At 66.7% G+C, this 17,227-nt stretch carries 17 protein-coding genes and 1 pseudogene; 10 read left to right on the top strand and 8 right to left on the bottom strand.

The window, feature by feature from the left end:
* Positions 1-2: 2 nt before the first annotated feature.
* On the top strand, positions 3-242 hold the full coding sequence (locus CG716_RS29820; RefSeq protein WP_133066848.1) for a beta/alpha barrel domain-containing protein: 240 nt from the start codon (positions 3-5) through the stop codon (positions 240-242).
* On the opposite strand, the gene CG716_RS01780 is transcribed toward CG716_RS29820, so the two are convergent.
* Both CG716_RS01780 and CG716_RS01775 read right to left on the bottom strand, forming a co-directional pair.
* A complete protein-coding gene (locus tag CG716_RS01780; protein WP_094475791.1) occupies positions 239-1,369 on the bottom strand; it encodes a GGDEF domain-containing protein in 1,131 nt (376 codons plus the stop codon). The genes CG716_RS29820 and CG716_RS01780 overlap by 4 nt on opposite strands.
* A 66-nt stretch (positions 1,370-1,435) precedes the next feature.
* On the bottom strand, positions 1,436-2,086 hold the full coding sequence (locus CG716_RS01775) for an ANTAR domain-containing protein (RefSeq protein ID WP_094475789.1): 651 nt from the start codon (positions 2,084-2,086) through the stop codon (positions 1,436-1,438).
* A 245-nt stretch (positions 2,087-2,331) separates the two neighbouring features.
* Between CG716_RS01775 and CG716_RS01770 the strand changes: the two genes are divergently transcribed.
* From CG716_RS01770 to CG716_RS01760, 3 genes are read left to right on the top strand one after another with little or no spacing between them, the layout of a single operon-like run.
* On the top strand, positions 2,332-3,561 hold the full coding sequence (locus CG716_RS01770) for an acetyl-CoA acetyltransferase (protein ID WP_094475787.1): 1,230 nt from the start codon (positions 2,332-2,334) through the stop codon (positions 3,559-3,561).
* Positions 3,551-5,068: a carotenoid oxygenase family protein gene (locus CG716_RS01765; protein ID WP_094475785.1), complete on the top strand. Its 1,518-nt coding sequence runs from the start codon at positions 3,551-3,553 to the stop codon at positions 5,066-5,068. The genes CG716_RS01770 and CG716_RS01765 overlap by 11 nt, the downstream gene beginning before the upstream one ends.
* Positions 5,068-6,024, top strand: a complete 957-nt coding sequence (locus CG716_RS01760) for a winged helix-turn-helix transcriptional regulator (RefSeq protein WP_094475783.1) — start codon at positions 5,068-5,070, stop codon at positions 6,022-6,024. The genes CG716_RS01765 and CG716_RS01760 overlap by 1 nt, the downstream gene beginning before the upstream one ends.
* Here CG716_RS01760 and CG716_RS01755 read toward each other — a convergent pair.
* Positions 6,017-6,616, bottom strand: coding sequence for an LpqN/LpqT family lipoprotein (locus CG716_RS01755; RefSeq protein WP_094475781.1), 600 nt, complete (start codon positions 6,614-6,616; stop codon positions 6,017-6,019). The two genes, CG716_RS01760 and CG716_RS01755, sit on opposite strands and share 8 nt — an antisense overlap.
* 184 nt (positions 6,617-6,800) lie before the next feature.
* On the opposite strand from CG716_RS01755, the gene CG716_RS01750 reads away from it, so the two are divergent.
* Positions 6,801-7,250, top strand: coding sequence for an Hsp20/alpha crystallin family protein (locus CG716_RS01750; protein ID WP_094475779.1), 450 nt, complete (start codon positions 6,801-6,803; stop codon positions 7,248-7,250).
* An 86-nt stretch (positions 7,251-7,336) separates the two neighbouring features.
* Here CG716_RS01750 and CG716_RS01745 read toward each other — a convergent pair whose 3' ends face one another.
* From CG716_RS01745 to CG716_RS01735, 3 genes are read right to left on the bottom strand one after another with little or no spacing between them, the layout of a single operon-like run.
* Positions 7,337-7,936: a GNAT family N-acetyltransferase gene (locus tag CG716_RS01745; protein ID WP_094475777.1), complete on the bottom strand. Its 600-nt coding sequence runs from the start codon at positions 7,934-7,936 to the stop codon at positions 7,337-7,339.
* Positions 7,933-8,355 carry a hypothetical protein gene (locus CG716_RS01740; protein ID WP_094475775.1) on the bottom strand — a complete coding sequence of 141 codons (423 nt, stop codon included), beginning with the start codon at positions 8,353-8,355 and terminating at the stop codon, positions 7,933-7,935. The genes CG716_RS01745 and CG716_RS01740 overlap by 4 nt, the downstream gene beginning before the upstream one ends.
* A gap of 9 nt (positions 8,356-8,364) precedes the next feature.
* Complete coding sequence (locus tag CG716_RS01735) at positions 8,365-9,939, bottom strand: ABC-F family ATP-binding cassette domain-containing protein (RefSeq protein WP_094475773.1); 1,575 nt, start codon at positions 9,937-9,939, stop codon at positions 8,365-8,367.
* A gap of 165 nt (positions 9,940-10,104) precedes the next feature.
* Here CG716_RS01735 and CG716_RS01730 point away from each other — a divergent pair, with 165 nt between their 5' ends.
* On the top strand, positions 10,105-10,551 hold the full coding sequence (locus tag CG716_RS01730) for a cupin domain-containing protein (protein WP_094475771.1): 447 nt from the start codon (positions 10,105-10,107) through the stop codon (positions 10,549-10,551).
* Here the strand turns inward: CG716_RS01730 and CG716_RS01725 are convergent.
* Positions 10,541-11,269 (bottom strand): 3-keto-5-aminohexanoate cleavage protein, encoded by a 729-nt coding sequence (locus CG716_RS01725; RefSeq protein WP_094475769.1) that lies wholly within the window; start codon positions 11,267-11,269, stop codon positions 10,541-10,543. The two genes, CG716_RS01730 and CG716_RS01725, sit on opposite strands and share 11 nt — an antisense overlap.
* A 49-nt stretch (positions 11,270-11,318) precedes the next feature.
* Between CG716_RS01725 and CG716_RS01720 the strand changes: the two genes are divergently transcribed.
* The gene (locus CG716_RS01720; RefSeq protein WP_094475768.1) at positions 11,319-13,001 is read left to right on the top strand and encodes an NAD-binding protein; all 1,683 of its coding nucleotides are present in this window, start codon (positions 11,319-11,321) and stop codon (positions 12,999-13,001) included.
* A 35-nt stretch (positions 13,002-13,036) separates the two neighbouring features.
* Entirely contained in the window at positions 13,037-13,924 is an 888-nt protein-coding gene (locus CG716_RS01715) for a hypothetical protein (protein ID WP_094475977.1), read from the top strand.
* Here the strand turns inward: CG716_RS01715 and CG716_RS01710 are convergent.
* A pseudogene (locus CG716_RS01710) lies at positions 13,921-14,807 on the bottom strand (amidohydrolase family protein). The gene CG716_RS01715 and the pseudogene CG716_RS01710 overlap by 4 nt on opposite strands.
* Before the next feature lie 222 nt (positions 14,808-15,029).
* On the opposite strand from CG716_RS01710, the gene CG716_RS01705 reads away from it, so the two are divergent.
* Complete coding sequence (locus CG716_RS01705; RefSeq protein ID WP_094475766.1) at positions 15,030-15,671, top strand: response regulator; 642 nt, start codon at positions 15,030-15,032, stop codon at positions 15,669-15,671.
* Positions 15,664-17,226: a GAF domain-containing sensor histidine kinase gene (locus tag CG716_RS01700; RefSeq protein WP_094475764.1), complete on the top strand. Its 1,563-nt coding sequence runs from the start codon at positions 15,664-15,666 to the stop codon at positions 17,224-17,226. Before CG716_RS01705 ends, CG716_RS01700 begins: the two co-directional genes overlap by 8 nt.
* Position 17,227 lies beyond the last annotated feature (1 nt).

Raw genomic sequence — 17,227 nt, 5'->3', positions numbered from 1 at the left:
CCTTGACGCAGCGACCTCCACGTCACGGTGACACCTCGCCCGCGCAGGCCGCGCTGATCAAGCAACGCCTGCCACATATGAAGACCTACAAGGCAATTCACGTGATAAACGACCAATCACCCGACACCGCAACGCGATACCTCGGCCCGTACGGATTCGACGTGAACTCCGACGCCAAAGGTTCCGACGGTTACAAAGACCACGCCGGTATTCAGCGCTTCATCGACAACGCGAAGCGCTAGGCGATCGACTGGCTCACGCCGCCATTGGCGTCGGGCGGCCGGCGGCCGATGGGATCGGTGTCCTGGTGGCGGAAGCCGTTGCCCCCCGCGCGTTTAGCGCGATACATCGCCCAGTCGGCGGTGGCCACGAGCCGGTCGACCAGCGGTTTGTCATGGCAATCGGCGTCGCCCAGCCGGACGGCGGTAGTGCCGACACTGGCGGTTACACCTGCCGGCGACTCGGCTATGGCGGTGCATAACCGTTGCGCCAGTTCGTGGCAGTCCGGCGTCGGTGCCGTCGTGGCCACCAGGAATTCCTCGCCGCCGCTGCGCGCGACCACCGCCCCATCCCCGGCGGCCCCCGCGATGGCCTGCGCCACATGCACCAGGGCTTCGTCGCCTGCCGCGTGCCCATAACGGTCATTGATGGACTTGAAGGCATCCAGATCGATGAGCGCCACGACCAGATGGGCGTCGACGGCGAGGCCCGAGCCGATCAGACTCGACGTGTGACGGTGGAATGTTCGCCGATCGAGCAACCCCGTCAACGGGTCACGTTCAGCGCGAAGCAGATCCACGCCAAGAGCCCGCACCAGGATCTGGATCGCCAACGGCAGCGCGATATTGATCTGGATGATGAGCCACCAGTCCACTACGGCCAGTACCGGATGCCCGGACGCCGCCAGCCTGGACGCACCGAGCGTGACCACAGCGGACGCGACGACGAAGTTGTACAGCACCAATCCCGTGGTGTGGAAGAACGCGATGTACGCCCCGATCGTGGCGAAGGCGATACACCCGGTCACCGCCGGCAGTGGACTTGGATAAGCCAGGCAAGCCAGGGCGATCGACGCGTTGGTGATCACGGCGAAAGCGAATGATTCACGACGCGTCGGCCACTTCAGGACCCACAGCGCAGCCCCCGCAATCCCGCCCGCGATAGCCAGCCAGGTCATCGTGATGGGAGCCGTTCCGATCGGCCCGTCGGCAGACCGCAGCAAGCCCAGCAGGCATGCCACCATCGAGGCGGCGATGAAGGCCATCAGGGCTCGCGTTGCCCCACGCATTCCCCGATCGGCGAGGTAGCCGCTCAACCACTCGTAATGAGCGGAATGCCGCCACCACCGCTTGAGTACAACACCGATCATCGAAGTACCCCCGCAGCGCCGGAAACTAGGCCCACGATACCGGTGCGGTGACGCCCGCCACTCCCGTTACGGCCCTCGGGTCTCGATCACCCGTTGGGCGATGTCGACCAGTCGGGTGTTCGTGGTCTGCGACAGCTCACGCAGCATCTCGAACGCGCGCACTGCGTCGACGTTGAATCGTTCCATGATCATCCCTTTGGCCTGGCCAATGGTGTCGCGGGTGGTCACCGCTGATTCGAGCTGCTCGCCATGCCGGCTGGCAATGATCGCCGCTGCCGCGTGGGCGGCCAGCACCGAGCCGGTCAGTTCGGCCTCCGCGTCGAACGCATGCGGCTGCAGGCCGAAAAGATTCAACGCACCGGCCGTGGTCGCGCTGGTGTAAAGCTTGAACGACAACCCGCTGCGCACCCCCAGTTTCACGACCGCGCGGCTGTACTTGGGCCAGCGTTGCTCGGTGGTGAAGTCGTCGGTGCGCACGATCAGCTCGTCGATGGCAGCCTCGATGCACGGCCCTTCACCGCACTGCTCCTGCAGCGCGTCGAGCTTGTATACCAAATCCGAAGTACCGAAAAGCGATTCGAACTTGCCGCCCTTGCCGATCAACAGCACACCGCAGGTGTCGACGCCAGGGATCATTTCTGTTACGGCTTCGGTCACCCCGGCCAGCACCTCGTCGACCTTGCGGGGCAGCGCGGTCGCTCGGGCCAATTCGGCCATCCGCAGCGCCAGGTCATGGTTGGGCAAAGACACTATGCAGGGGTTCCCCGAGTTACGGGAAACTAACGCGACGTTTGTGGATGGACGGGTTCGGTAATGCTCCGCAGCAAGTGGGCACGGTGGTCGACTTCCGCGCCCACTGAGGTCCTGTCGGTTCAGACCGCGAGCCGGCGGGGCCGCCCCCAATCGACTGCACCTTACGCAATCCGGCCCGCCACTCTCTTAGCTGTAGTAACTTCTGGCCTGTGACAGGCAACATCTGGATCCTCGGCGGCTACCAAAGCGATTTCGCCAGGAATCTGACCCGCGAAGGGCGTGATTACGCGGCGTTGACCAGCGAGGTCGTCAACCTCACCCTGGCTGAAGCGATGATCGACGCCACCGACATCGACGTCGTGCACGTCGCCAACGCGTTCGGTGAGATGTTCGCCCGGCAGGGCCACCTCGGCGCGATGCCCGCCACCGTGCACGAGGGACTGTGGGACACCCCGGCGACCCGCCACGAGGCGGCCTGCGCGTCGGGCAGCGTGGCGGCGCTGGCAGCGATGGCCGATCTGCGGGCCGGTCATTACCGCACCGCCCTCGTGGTCGGTGTGGAGCTGGAGAAGACGGTGCCCGGCGATACCGCCGCGGCCCACCTAGGCGCGGCGGCCTGGACCGGCCACGAGGGTGCAGATGCCACGTTCCTCTGGCCGTCGATGTTCGCCGAAGTCGCCGACGAGTACGACCGCCGCTTCGGTATCGACGATGCTCACCTGCACGCCATCAGCGCGCTGAACTTCGCCAACGCCAAACGCAACCCGAACGCCCAGACCCGGGACTGGGAGGTCCCCGATCTGGTGTCACACGGCGGGGATGACGCCGTCAATCCGCCGACCGAGGGCCGGATCCGCCGCTACGACTGCAGCCAGATGACCGACGGCGGCGCCGGCGTCGTACTGGTCAACGACGACTTTCTGCGCGACCACCCCGGCGTGCGCCCGATCGGGCTGATCGAGGGTTGGGGCCACCGCACCGTGGGGCTGGGACTGCGGCAGAAGCTCGAACGTGACGCGTCAAATCCGTATGTGCTGCCCCACGTTCGCGCCGCCGTGTACGACGCCTTCGGCCGGGCCGGCATCGGTCTCGACGATCTGGACGGGATCGAGGTGCACGACTGCTTCACTCCGAGTGAGTATCTCGCCATCGACCACATCGGCCTGACCGGTCCCGGCGAATCGTGGAAGGCGATCGAGAACGGCGAGATCGAGATCGGCGGCCGGTTGCCGGTCAACCCGAGTGGCGGCCTCATCGGCGGCGGACACCCGGTAGGAGCATCCGGGATCCGGATGCTCCTGGACGCCGCCAAACAGGTCAGCGCCTCCGCCGGCGACTATCAGGTCGGTGGCGCGCGCCGCTTCGGCACCCTGAATTTCGGTGGTAGTACCGCCACCACAGTCAGTTTCGTGATCAGATCGGCAGACGATGGACACTGAGATCGTCGGCAAATTCCTCAGCACGCTGCCCGAGGACGACGACCACCCCTACCGCACCGGGCCGTGGCGACCCCAGAACACTGAGTGGCGCGCCGACGACCTCACCGTCGTCGACGGCGAGATTCCCACCGACCTCGATGGCGTCTATCTGCGCAACACCGAGAACCCGCTGCACCCGGCGCTGAAGGCGTACCACCCCTTCGACGGTGACGGCATGCTGCACATCGTCGGCTTCCGCGATGGAAAAGCGTTCTACCGCAACCGTTTTGTCCGCACTGATGGCTTCGAGGCTGAGAACGCCGCCGGTGGCCCGCTCTGGCCGGGGCTGGCCGAACCGCTGCCGCTGGCGAAGGTGGACTACGGCTGGGGTGCGCGCACCCTGATGAAGGACGCCTCCAGCACAGACGTCATCGTGCATCGCGGCACCGCGCTGACGAGCTTCTACCAATGCGGTGACCTCTATCGCGTCGACCCGTACTCCGCGCAGACGCTGGGCAAGGAGACGTTCAACGGCGGTTTCCCGGCCGACTGGGGCGTCTCGGCCCATCCGAAGGTCGACGACCGCACTGGAGAGATGCTGTTTTTCAACTACTCCAAGTCTGCGCCCTACATGCACTATGGGGTGGTCGACGCAAACAACGACCTCGTGCACTACACCGATGTCCCGCTACCGGGCCCACGGCTGCCCCATGACATGGCGTTCACCCGAAACTACGTGATTCTCAACGACTTTCCGTTGTTCTGGGATCCGGAGATGCTGGAGCGCGATGCGCACGTGGCTCGCTTCCACCGGGATATGCCGTCCCGGTTCGCGGTGCTCCCCCGACGCGGCTCCACCACCGACATCCAGTGGTTCGAAGCCGACCCCACATTCGTGCTGCACTTCGTCAACGCCTACGAGGACGGCGACGAGATCGTGCTGGACGGGTTCTTCCAGGGTGACCCCGAGCCGACCGATAACGGTACCGGCACCAAGTGGCAGCGTGCGTTCCGCTTCCTCGCACTGGACCGGATGCAGGCCAGACTGCATCGCTGGCGCCTCAACCTCGTCACGGGCGGGCTCACCGAAGAACCGTTGTCGGACAGCATCACCGAGTTCGGCATGATCAACTCCGGCTATCAAGGCGAGCCGTACCGCTACACCTACGCGGCCACCGGCAAGCCGGGCTGGTTCTTATTCGACGGCCTGGTCCGCCACGATGTTCACACCGGCACCGAACAACGTTACGCATTCGCCGACGGTGTCTACGGCAGCGAGACGGCTATGGCCCCACGCGTCGGCAGCCGGACCGAGGACGACGGGTACCTGGTCACCCTGACCACCGACATGACCGCGGACGCCTCGTACTGCCTGGTGTTCGACGCCGCCCGGTTGTCCGACGGGCCGGTCTGCAAACTTCAACTACCGGAACGAATTTCCAGCGGCACCCACTCCACGTGGGTGGCCGGTGACGCGCTGCGCCACTGGCATACCAGCGATTCGGCCGCCGAGGCGATCGGACTGTAGTGGTCGAGACCGTGCCTGCCGAGACGCCTACCGTGTTGGCGCCAGACAGCCCTAATGCCATCGGTCGGATGCTCGGCCTGCTCGGCGACGAATGGAACCTGCTCATCGTCCAGCAAGCACTGCTCGGCGCCAGCCGGTACAGCCAGTTCATGGCGCGATTGCCGATCTCGAATTCCGTGTTGACCAACCGGCTGCGGACCCTGGTCAGTGACGGCCTGCTGACTCGAAGGGTCCATGCCTCCACCCGGGCGCGCACCGAGTATCTGATCACCGGCCGCGGGCGATCGCTGTGGCCGGCACTGCTGTCCATCTGGCAGTGGGAACGCAACTGGGTCACCGGGCATCGGGAAACACTGCCCGCCATGCGCCATGCGGCTTGCGGATCACACTTCACACCCTTGTTGCGCTGCAATACGTGTCAGGGCGTGGTCACCGGCGCCGAAGTGGCATTGAGCCTCGGCCCAAGCGGAACGTGGGCACGGTCGGCGCCGGCCGCGACGACGCGACGCCGTTCGGAGTCCGACACCACCGAACGCCATGCCGGATTGTTCCCGGAAACCATGAGCATCCTCGGAAACCGCTGGGCTGCAGCGCTTCTGGTGGCGGCATTCCTGGGAACGACGCGATTCACCGACTTTCAGAACCAGCTCGGCGCCCCACCCAGCCTGCTGGCCGAGCGGCTACAGACCTTCTGCCACATCGGCGTGTTCACCACGTCACCGACCGAGCGGTCGGGCCCGGAGCGGGCCGCCTACCTGCTCACCGAGAAGGGGCTGGCATTCTTCCCGGTGCTGGCGGCCGCCCTGCAATGGGCCCAGTGGTGGTTCCAAGCGCCCGAAGGCCCAGCGGTCGTGATGACCCACCACGACTGCGGCGCGGGCTTCACTGGCGAACTGGCCTGCGACCGGTGCGCCGAACGATTGAGCGGCGGCCAGGTCAGCACCGCCGCTATTTAGGCGAAAGTACTTGGAATCCTTTGAGGATCGTCGCGGAGTCCGCGGCGTAGGTAGGGTCGTCAGGTTTGATCGTCTGCACCGTAAGCGTGGTGACGTAGTTGACGTCGCCGGCCTGGTAGACCACAGCCAGTGAGGTCGCGCTGCGGGCCGGGATCTTGCCCATCGCCGGCGCGGTGTAGGTGGTCGACTGCGCAGTCGACCCGCACACCTGCGTCGGATTGGTCTTCAGGTCCTTGACTTTAAGTTTGGCCACCAGCTGCTGGTTCTGTGCGTCGAGAATCTGCTGCGGCTTGCCCAGGTCGGAGCCCACCTTCTGCAGCGTGACGACGGCGTTAGGGGTGAAGCCCCGATCGGTGAGCTTCTCGTTGCGCAGCGCGAACCGGATGGTGTCGGAGTCCAGTTTGGTGGTGCGTTCCCAGTCCTGCGGCTGCGGCAGCCGCAGCCGTGGCTCCTGGTCGGTTCGAGTGGGGATGTCGACCATGGGCACCGACACCTCGGCGCATGCCACGGCGGCCGGCTTCGCATTATCCGAGCACCCCGCGATCGCCACCACCAGCGCCGCGGCCAGCACGGCCGCCACCTGTCCTGTCACCCTGCGCAATCTCATCCTCCGCACACCCGCCCCGGCAAACCCGGCCAAGCCTACCGGTGGCAGCCCCCAGGACACCCAAAAAAGTGTTAGCACTCTCGACCATCGAGTGCTAATCTGGCGCTGCACAGTAAAGCTGCCCGCCAGGGTGGCGGGCTTACATTCAGTGACGCAGGAGGTGAGTACTGTGCTGCGCTTCGATCCGTTCAATGACCTTGAAGCAATGACCCGGGGGCTGTTGACCAGCCAAGCCGGAACTGATCGCAGCCCCAGATTCATGCCGATGGACCTCTACAAGGTCGACGATCACTACGTGCTGACCGCTGACCTGCCCGGCGTGGATCCCGGTTCGGTCGATGTCAATGTCGACAACGGGACACTGACGCTGACCGCACATCGCTCGGCGCGTTCAGAAGACTCCGTGCAATGGCTGACCAGTGAGAGATTCTTCGGTACCTACCGTCGCCAGTTGGCGCTCGGCGAGGGCATCGACACTGCGAAGATCTCGGCCACCTACGAGAACGGCGTGCTGACGGTGACGATTCCGTTGGCCGAGAGGGCCAAGGCACGCCGCATCGAAGTCGTCCGCTCTGGCGGGGGCCAGCAGATAGAGGCAACCACCGTCGAAGCGGGCTGAGGCCCAACCCATTCCGCTGTCCGGCTCGGCCTGAAGGCCGAGCCGGACATTCAGCTCGGCCGTAGGGCCGAGCCGGACATTCGAGCTCAGCCGTCCGCGTGGAGGCCGAGCCGGTAGGCGAGGTTGTTGCGAACCGCGGGCCATTCGATGTCGAGGATTGAGTAGACGACCGTGTCGCGACGGGACCCGTCGGCGAGCAGCTGGTGGCTGCGCAGCACGCCGTCCATCTTGGCTCCTAGGCGTTCGATCGCCGCCCTGCTCACCCGATTGAAGAAGTGCGTTCGAAACTCGACTGCGACACAACCGAGTTGGTCGAATGCATGCGACAGCATCACCAGTTTCGTCTCGGTGTTGACCCCGGTGCGCCGCGCTGACGCCGAATACCAGGTGTGGCCGATCTCGAGTCGCCGGTTGGCGGCGTCGACATGAAACAAGCTCGACGAGCCCACCACCACACCGTCGGTGCTTCGCCGGATCACATACGTCACGCCTTCGTCGGTGGCCTGCATGGCCCGCATCCGCTCCACCCACGCCGGCGCGGTCTCCGGCGAGGGTGCACTGGTGAACCAGAGTTCCCCGACGTCGGCGGCGGCAGCGGCAAGCTCGGGAATGTGCGAACTGCTCAACGGCTCCAGTGAAACCCATTGCGCACCGGTCAAAGTGACCGGTTCGACGAAACGGCTCACCTCCGCCGCACCAGTGCCGATATCAACGCCCACACCGACGACAGCAGCACTGCGGACGCGGCGCCCGCCCCGATGTAGAAGCCGTATCCGGCCGACACCGGAGGGCTGACGTTTCGGTGGTAATAGGAATAGACGAGCACGCCGATGAGCACCGAGAGCACCAGTGCCGCCAGCGCGGCCAGCCGCGGGGACACATTGCGTGCCACCATCGCACCGGTCACGATCAGCACCGAGGTCAACAGCACGATCAGCTGCCCCACCCCGAAATGCGGCGGCATCACGATGCTGCCGACCGTGCCCCCGATCGCGCTGGCCCGCCCGCCGCCCAGCGCCGGGGTGGTCAACCACGGCAGCCAGGCACTGACAGCCAGCACGACCGCGCACAGCACCACCAACCAGCCCGCGCGCAGGTGTGCCATGGTCCGACCCTAACCCGCCTCGTCCAGTACGCCGGGCAACCGCATCGACAAGGTCCGGTCCAGATCCAGCCGAGCCAGGAACTCGTCGTCGTGACTGACGACGACCAGCGCGCCGCGGTAGGCGCGCAGGGCGTCGACCAGCTGATCCACGCTGGCCAGGTCGAGGTTGTTGGTCGGTTCGTCGAGCAGGATCAGCTGGGGCGCCGGCTCGGTCAACAGCAGCCGTGCCAGCGCCACCCGGAATCGCTCGCCGCCGGACAGCGTCGCCACCGGCCGGTACACCGAGTCGCCGCGCAGCAGAAACCGCGCCAGGCGGGTGCGCACCGGGGCAGGGTCGCCCTGTGGCGCCGCGGCCCGCACGTTGTCCAGAACGCTGGCCTGCTCGTCCAGTCCGTCGATGCGCTGTCGCAGGTACCCGACCCGGTCGGTCAGCAACCGGCCGGCAGTCCCGGCGAGAAGATCGTCCAGCAGCCTGGTCTTCCCGATGCCGTTAGGGCCGACGACAGCGATCCGTTCGGGGCCTATGACGACGTACGGCCCACGCGCGCTGGGCAATTCGGCGATTCTGCGACTGGCGGGCACCTCGGGGTCAGGCAAGTCGACGCGGATGCGCTCGTCGCTGCGGAGCCGGGCCTCGGCTGCCTGCAGCGCGTCGGCGGCGGCGGCCGCTCTGCCGTCGAGCTCGGAGCGCAGCTTGCCGGCCGTTACCTCGGCAGCCGACGCCCAGTTGTTCATCACGATCTTCGGTGCCCGCTTGTTGGCATAGTCCTTCTGCGCCTTGCGGTTACGGCGCGCCAGCTTGGTTTCCGCGGCAGCCCGCTGACGCTTTTGCACCCGCACCGTCTGCTCAGCCGCCGATACCGCCTGCGCCGCGGCGGCTTGTTCGTTGGCCAGATACGCGCACCAGTCCCGGTACGGCCCGCCAAAGCAGGTCAGCCGATGGTCGTGCAGTTCGGCGGTGGTGGCCATCCGGTCGAGCAGGCCGACGTCATGGCTGACCACGACAAGCGTTCCCGGCCAGTCGGCGATCAGGTCGAACAGCCGGGTACGGGCGCCCCGGTCGAGGTTGTTCGTGGGCTCGTCGAGCAGGGTAATCGGTGCCGGGTCGAGCGCAAGGGCGCTGACCCCCAACAACATTGCCTCCCCGCCGGACAGCTGACCGACCGTCCGGTCGAGATCGGCTGGGCCGAGGCCGATCGCGCACAGCGTCTCACCGGCACGTGCCGCGATGCCCCAGTCCTCGCCGAGAGTCTCGAAGTTCCGCACCGTCGCCGTGCCGGATTCGATGGCACGCAGCGCTGCCAGCTTGGCGCCGACGCCCAGCACGTCGGCGATCGACAGGTGCTTGTCGAGGGTCAGGGTCTGCGGCAGGTAGGCGACGTCCCCGGTTGTGACGATCCGGCCACCGGTCGGGGTGAGCCTGCCGGCGATCAGGCGCAGCAGGGTCGACTTTCCGCTGCCGTTGGCACCGATCAGTCCGGTGCGCCCGCTCGCCAGCGTGGCATTGAGCTGGTCCAGCGCGACGGCGCCGTCCGGCCAGACGAAGTCGAGATCGATCAGGGTGATTGCAGAGTCGGTGGGCATGGGTCTCCGATGTGGTCGTCAGCGGGCGGGTGGGCGACGCTGTGATCCACGATGGGGACCCTCCTTCTTCATGAGTTCGAGCTTCAATGAGTTCGAGGTGAACGACGGCCACGGTAATGCGGCAACGCGAACGCGAGCAACCGATTTATCTCTACTCTGTTGCCCATGACGGATCTCCCCGACTGGGTTCGACAGCTCGACATGGGTCCCCACCCCGAGGGTGGCTTTTTCCGCGAGACGTGGCGCAGCGAGCTCGTCGTCGGCGAGTCGGCGCTGCCACCGGATTACAACGGCCCGCGCAATGCCGGGACCGCCATCTATTTCGTGCTGCTGCCCGGCCAGCAGTCGGCGTGGCACACGGTGCGCAGCGCCGAGCTCTGGCTGTATCACCGCGGCAGCCCCTTGCTGCTCGACATCGGACCGGAAAGGGACAGCGCCACAACGGTTGTGCTCGGCCCCGACATCGTCGCCGGCGAACAGCCGCAGGTGTTGGTGCCGCCGGGTTACTGGCAGCGCGCCCATCCGCGTGACAACGAGCCGACGCTGGTCAGTTGCGTGGTCGTGCCTGGCTTCGACTTCGCCGATTTCGCGCTGGCCGCACCTAACGACTGACCGCAAGAACCTCGGCGGCGGCGGCCACCAGTTCGGCGTTGCCCGGCGCCGTAGACCCGTCCGGCAACAGCAGGGTGTCCTCCAACCCGATCCGGGTCTGCAGCCCGCGCTTGCCGGCATGCGCCAGCAGCGGCCAGCAGCTGTCGTCGAGCCCGTGCAGCAGGATCGGCGCGGGCGACTCGGCGGCGCGGATCCGCGCCAGCAGATCGTCGGCGGTCTCGGTGTCCCCGTCTGGCCCCAGTTCGATCATCACCCTCAGGCAGTGCGGCGCCACCTCGGAGCGCGCCCACGACTCGGCCGCCTCGGCGTGGAATATGCCGATCTCCACCCCGAGGCCGCGGCTCAGCAGCAGCTGCGCCAGCTCGGCCGACCCTGGCTCGTGCCAGTTGACCGACGCGAAATCGGGTAACACCGTCCACGACTCGACGGCCCGCAACCGGGCCTGAGGGTCGGGCAGCGCCCAAAACCCCGTCGTCACACCGAGCGGGAGGCCCGGCAACGCGCGGCGGACGGCGCTGACCGCCGCGGCGACGGTCTCCGGCGCCAGTGAATCCACCCCGTCGGCGGTCTTGGGATGCAGGTGCACGGCTTTGGCTCCGGCCTGGTGAGCGGCGACGGCGGCATCGGCCAGCTGCTGCGGCGACACCGGCAGGCCCGGATGTGCCTCGGGTGTGCGGGCGCCGTTGATGCAGGCCTTGACGTAGGGGGCTGTGGGCATAGGTCATTCTCACCCGTCATGGCCGACGTTTCCGAAGTAGCGTTTCCCCATGCACGGTCACACCATCGTCTGCGGTGATGACGCGCTCGGCTTGCGGATCATCGAGGAGCTGAAGAACGTCGGAGTCACCGTAGCCATCTCGCAGGCGCCCGAGGACCTCGAGGACGCAGGCATCGCCACCGCCGACGCCGTGATCTGCGCCGACGACGATGACGATCTGAACCTGCAGATCGCGCTGCTGGCCCGGCAGGCCAACCCGCATGCGCGGGTGGTGGCGCGGCTGGCCAACGCCGTGTTGCGCGAAGCGATGGCAGACGGCAACGGCCCCGGCGCCATCCTGGACGTCGCCGACCTCGCGGCACCCTCGGTGGTAGAAGCCCTGTTAAAGCGCACGACCCACACCATCTCGGTAGCCGGAATCGACTTCGTCATCACCGGCACCACCGCGACTAAGGACGGCACCCTGCGGGAGATCTACGGCGACCTCGCTCCGGTCGCGGTCATCCGCGGCGAAGCCGCCGAGACTCCCGGCGAACTGATCGCCTGTCCCGGCCGCGACGAACGGGTGCGACCCGGCGACTGGACGGCGATGATCGGGACCGCTCACGAGCTCACTGAGCGGGGCATCAAGATCGCCAAGCCGATCCGTGCCACCCCGCGGCCGCGCCCGTTGTTCGTCCGCATCTCCGACGCCGTACGGGCCTTCAGTGACGACCTGAATCCGATGTTCTACCGGTCACTTGCGGTGGGAGCCGCGCTGCTCGCCGGGTCGACGATCATGTTGCGCTACGCCTACAAGCAACCGGGGATGGGCTGGGTCGACGCGCTGTACTTCTCGTCCGAGACGATCGCCACCGTCGGCTACGGCGACTTCACCTTCCTCCATCAGCCGACGTGGTTGCGGTTGTGGGGCGTCATGATGATGTTCGCCGGGGTGGCAACGACAGCGATCGTGGTGGCGTTCGTGGCCGACGGGCTGCTGTCACAACGACTCTCGCATGCCGCCAGCAGGCAGAAGGTGCGACACCTGAACCGGCACGTCGTCGTGGTCGGCCTGGGATCGTTCGGGATCCAGGTGGCCGGCATGTTGAAGGCCGCCGGACACGATGTCGCGGTGATCGAACGCAGCGAAGACAACCGCTACCTGTCGGCGGCCGCCGAGCTGGGAGTGCCGGTGATCTTCGGGGACGCCACCCTGCGTCAGACCCTTCAGGCGGCCCGCATCGAGGAAGCCCGCGCGGTCGCGGTGCTCACCCAGGACGACATGGTCAACATCGAAACCGGCATTGTGCTCAAGGAAATGCTCGGTCCGCGAACGCTTCCCGAAATCCACCGTCCCGATGTCCCGATCGTGTTGCGCATCTATGACCGGGCGCTGGGCTCGGCCGTCGGCACGCGGTTCAAGTTCGAATACGTCCGCTCCACCGTCGACCTGGCCACCCCGTGGTTCATCGGCGCGGCGATGGGCCTGGACGTTCAGGGCACCTTCTCGGTGGGCCATCGCTCGTTCATGATCGGCGCCGTGCAGGTGCAGCCGGGCAGCGAGCTCGACGGGATCCGGATGTTCGAGCTGTCGACCCATACCCGGGTCATCGCCATCAGCCGCGGCCAGTCGCCGGTGCGGCTACATCCGCGCCGCGATACGCAACTGATCGCAGGCGACACCGCCTACCTCGTCGGCCCCTACCGCGAATTGCTCGACACACTGCGCAAGGGCCAGTCGGCAGGTTGATGCCCGCGTGGGTCGGGCTGTCCTACCCTTTGCTCATGACGGAGTCCGGTGAACCCGTAAGCACCAGACGGGACGACATCCGGCGGCGCGTCGAGGAACGCTACCGGCGCCTACAGGAGTCACGCCGGCTCAAACCACTGACGGCACTGGTCGCCCGCTACAACGAAATCGATGGCGGCACCCAGAGTGCGGTGGTCTCCACCCAGCTGTTCACCACGGTCATTCCGCTGATGATCATCGGCTTCAGCTATATGCAGGGCTTCGCCGACAATGCCAGCCCCGGCACCATCTTCACTCGCCAGTTCGCCCTGGAACATCCGCTCAGCGACCGGCTGCGGGAAGCCTTCGGCAATTCCGCGGGGCTGCGGGCGGACTGGACACTGATCGGGGTGGCGAGTTTCCTGGTCTGGGGCATCCCGATGGCGGCCTCGGTCGCGTCCATCTTCGCGAAGGCCTGGCGCCGCGAGCAGTACGGTCTGCTGACCCGGCTAGTGCGGGGAACCATCTGGTTCACCTTGTATCTGGCCACCATGGCGGTGCGCGAGCGGATCATGTTCGGCCACCATCACCACGGCGTCAGCCGGGGACTGCTGTTCGTCATCGGTCTTCTGCCGGTGTGGCTGTTCTGGTCGGTGACCCCGGCGCTGCTGGTTCGCGACGGAGGCCGAGGCCTGCGCTCACTTGCGTTGGCTGGGCTGGCCGGCGTGGTGGTCGACGGGATCGTCATCCCGATCGGCTCCCGGCTGCTGTTCCCGTCGCTGCTGCACGACTGGGACGGTTTCGGCCCGATCGGCGTAGCGATGGCATTGCTGATCTGGTGCGGCGCCGTCGGGGCCGGGTGGGTGCTGACCGCCTGCGTCGGCGCGGTGCTGTGGGAACGCGACGCACCGTCGGCGATGGTCGTCGAATCCCAGACCGCCTAGGCCAGTCCGAGCACCCTCAATGCGTTCTCCTTGAGGATCAGCGGGACCACCGCGGGATCGACGTCAAGGGTCTCGAAATCCCGCCGCCAGCGGTCCAGCGCGATGTAGGGATGGTCGGTGCCGAACAGGGCCTTGGTGCGCAGCTGGCGCCCAATCGCCGAAACAAGCTGGGGCGGGAAGTATTTCGGTGACCAGCCGGAGAGGTCGACGAAGACGTTGGCCTTGTGCGAGGCGATGGCGATCTGGGCGTCGACCCACGGCACCGCGGGTGGGCCATGACGACGGTCAGGTCGGGGAAGTCGGCGGCGACGTCGTCGAGCAGCATCGGGTCCGAGTAGCGCAGTTTGATCCCGTGCCCTCCGGGCAGCGCCGACCCCAGCCCGGTCTGGCCGCTGTGAAAGAGGGCGGGCACCCCGGCGGCGGCAATCGCCTCGTAGATCGGGTAGAACCGGCGATCGTTGGGTTCGAAGCCCTGCAGGCTGGGATGGAACTTGAAACCCCGCACGCCGTAGTCACGGGCCAGCTCCCCCACTCGCCGCACGGCGTCGCCGTCCCACGGGTCGACGGAGCCGAACGGGATGAGCACGTCGCTGTTGCGGACTGCCCCCTCGATGAGCTCCTCCACCGAATTGGGCGCGTGCCCGGACACGGTGTGCGCGTCGATGGTGAACACCACCGCGGCGGTGTTGTGCTTCCGGTAATGCTCGGCGAGGTCGTCGACACGGGCGAAGTAGTCGGGACCGAGCTTGAAGTAACGTCCGGTGGCTTCGGCCAGTTCGTCGTCGTAGGCGCACTGGCCGGCCCCGTCGATCTCGACGTGGGTGTGGAAGTCGATGGCGTCGACCGCGGCGAAGTCGATGGCGGGTGAGTACCTGGCGGTCATCGACGCAGTCTAGAAGAGGGGTTGGGCCGGCCGGGCGGAGAAGGATCCGCCCGCCGGCCCATGGCGCGCCGAAGGGTGCAGTTATCGTCGCGCGCCACCAACGATGCACCCTCGCCGGTCCCTGAGCCGGGCAGTTTACGGCCCCTTCAGAACGGCGTTGGTCTGCCGTTTTCAGGACCAAAGTCCCTACCGGCTCGGCATGCTCACGGGCTGTACTGCGGTGTGATCAAGGTGTTCCTGGTCGACGACCACGAGGTCGTGCGGCGCGGTCTGGCCGACCTTCTCAGCAGCGACCCCGAACTGACGGTGGTGGGTGAGGCGGCCACCGTCGCCGAGGCGCTGACGCGTATCTCCGCGGCACGACCCGACGTCGCCGTCCTGGACATCCGCCTGCCTGACGGCAGCGGTATCGAACTGTGCCGGGACCTGCTGGCCGTCCACGCCGAATTGCGTTGCCTCATTCTGACTTCCTTCACCGACGAGCAGTCCATGCTCGACGCGATCCTGGCCGGAGCCAGCGGATACGTGGTCAAGGACATCCGCGGCATGGCGCTGGCCGAGGCCATCAAGACCGTCGGCGCGGGAAAGTCGTTGCTGGACAATCGAGCCGCGGCGGCGCTGATGTCCCGGCTGCGCAAGGACACCGTACAGGACGAGCGGCTGCGCGACTTGTCGTCCACCGAACGCACACTGCTGCAGCTGCTCGGCGAGGGACTGACCAACCGTGAGATCGGCCAGCGGATGTTCCTTGCCGAAAAGACGGTGAAGAACTACGTGTCGCGGCTGCTGGCCAAGCTGGGACTCGCCGGGCGCACCCAGGCCGCGCTGTTCGCCGCAGACACGTTGCCTCGCAACGATGTTTGACCTTGACGTCCGGGATGGGCTCATCGACGCGATGCTGGCCGTCTCCTCCGGGCTTGAACTCGAAGAGAAACTGCACACCATCATCCACACCGCAATGGATTTGGTGAACGCCCGCTACGGCGCCGTCGGCGTGATCGATTCCGAACCGCAACCGGGCCTCGAGCGGTTCGTGTTCGAGGGTATCGACTCCGAAACCGCCGAGCTGATCGGACCGCTTCCTGCCGGGCACGGAATGCTCGGTCTTCTTCTGAAGACTCCCAAGGTGATTCGCGTCGACGATCTTTCGCAGCATCCGGCGTCGATCGGGTTTCCCGCGCATCATCCGCCGATGCACAGTTTCCTCGGCGTGCCCATCCGGATCCGCGACCAGGTGTACGGCAACCTCTACCTGACCGAGAAAGCGGACGGCGCGGCCTTCACCGAAGCCGACGAGGTGCTGGTGCTCGCATTGGCCGGCGCCGCGGGCATCGCGATCGACAACGCCCGGCTCTACCAGGCGGCACATACCCGTCAGCTGTGGATCGAGGCTACTCGCGATATCAGCACCGACCTACTGGCCGGCGACGACCCTGCCGAGGTGCACCGCGAAATCACCTCCAAGGCATTGGCTTTGACCGGGGGGGATTTCAGCTTCTACGCCACACCGGGCGAGCCGGGTGAGCTGGTGATAACCGCCTCGACCCGCACCGAGTTTCTGGGGCGGCGACTGTCGATGACCGATACGGCCGTGGGCCAGGCCTTCACCGATTGCCTTCCGTTGCGGGCCAGCGATTTCCGCGATCTCTCCGAGACTGGCACCGTGGCGCTGGTGCTGCCCGTCTGTGAGCCCGGCACCGCCACCGGCGTCCTGGTGTGCGTGCCGGCAGCGGGTAAACAGTTCACCGAAGCGGAACTGGGGATGGCAGCGGCGTTCGCCGCGCAGGCGGGGCTGGCCTTGCATCTGGCGACCGCGCAGCGCCGGATGCGCGAACTCGACGTGCTCACCGACCGCGACCGGATTGCGAGGGATCTCCACGACCATGTGATCCAGCGGCTGTTCGCGGTGGGTTTGTCGCTGCAGGGCGCGCTGAACGCCGACCAGGCCGAGGGCACCCGGCGGGTCGCGGGCGCACTGGATGACCTACAGGAGGTCGTCGAGGAGATCCGCACCGCGATCTTCGACCTGCACGGCGGATCGGTGACCCGGCTGCGTCAGCGCATCGAGCAGGCAGTGACCCGGATGACCGTCGACTCCGCGGTGCGCCCGGCGGTGCACCTCAGCGGGCCGCTATCGGTGGTCGACGCCGCGCTGGCCGATCATGCCGAGGCGGTGGTGCGAGAAGCCGTGAGCAACGTGGTGCGCCACGCCCGGGCTCGTTCGGTGACCGTGTCGGTCACCGTCGACGACGACCTGACCATCAATGTCAGCGACGACGGAGTGGGCATCGGCGCGGACATCACCGCCAGCGGTCTGGCGAATCTGGCCGCACGCGCGCACGAATGCGGGGGCCAGTTCACTCTTGTGCCGCGCGCCGGGGGCGGCAGCAGGCTGGTCTGGTCGGCGCCGCTGCCCTGAC

The sequence above is a fragment of the Mycolicibacterium sphagni genome (assembly GCF_002250655.1).
Classification (GTDB): domain Bacteria; phylum Actinomycetota; class Actinomycetes; order Mycobacteriales; family Mycobacteriaceae; genus Mycobacterium; species Mycobacterium sphagni.
The sequence above is the reverse complement of the archived record's forward strand: the minus strand, read 5'-3'. Positions and strand labels throughout refer to the sequence as shown.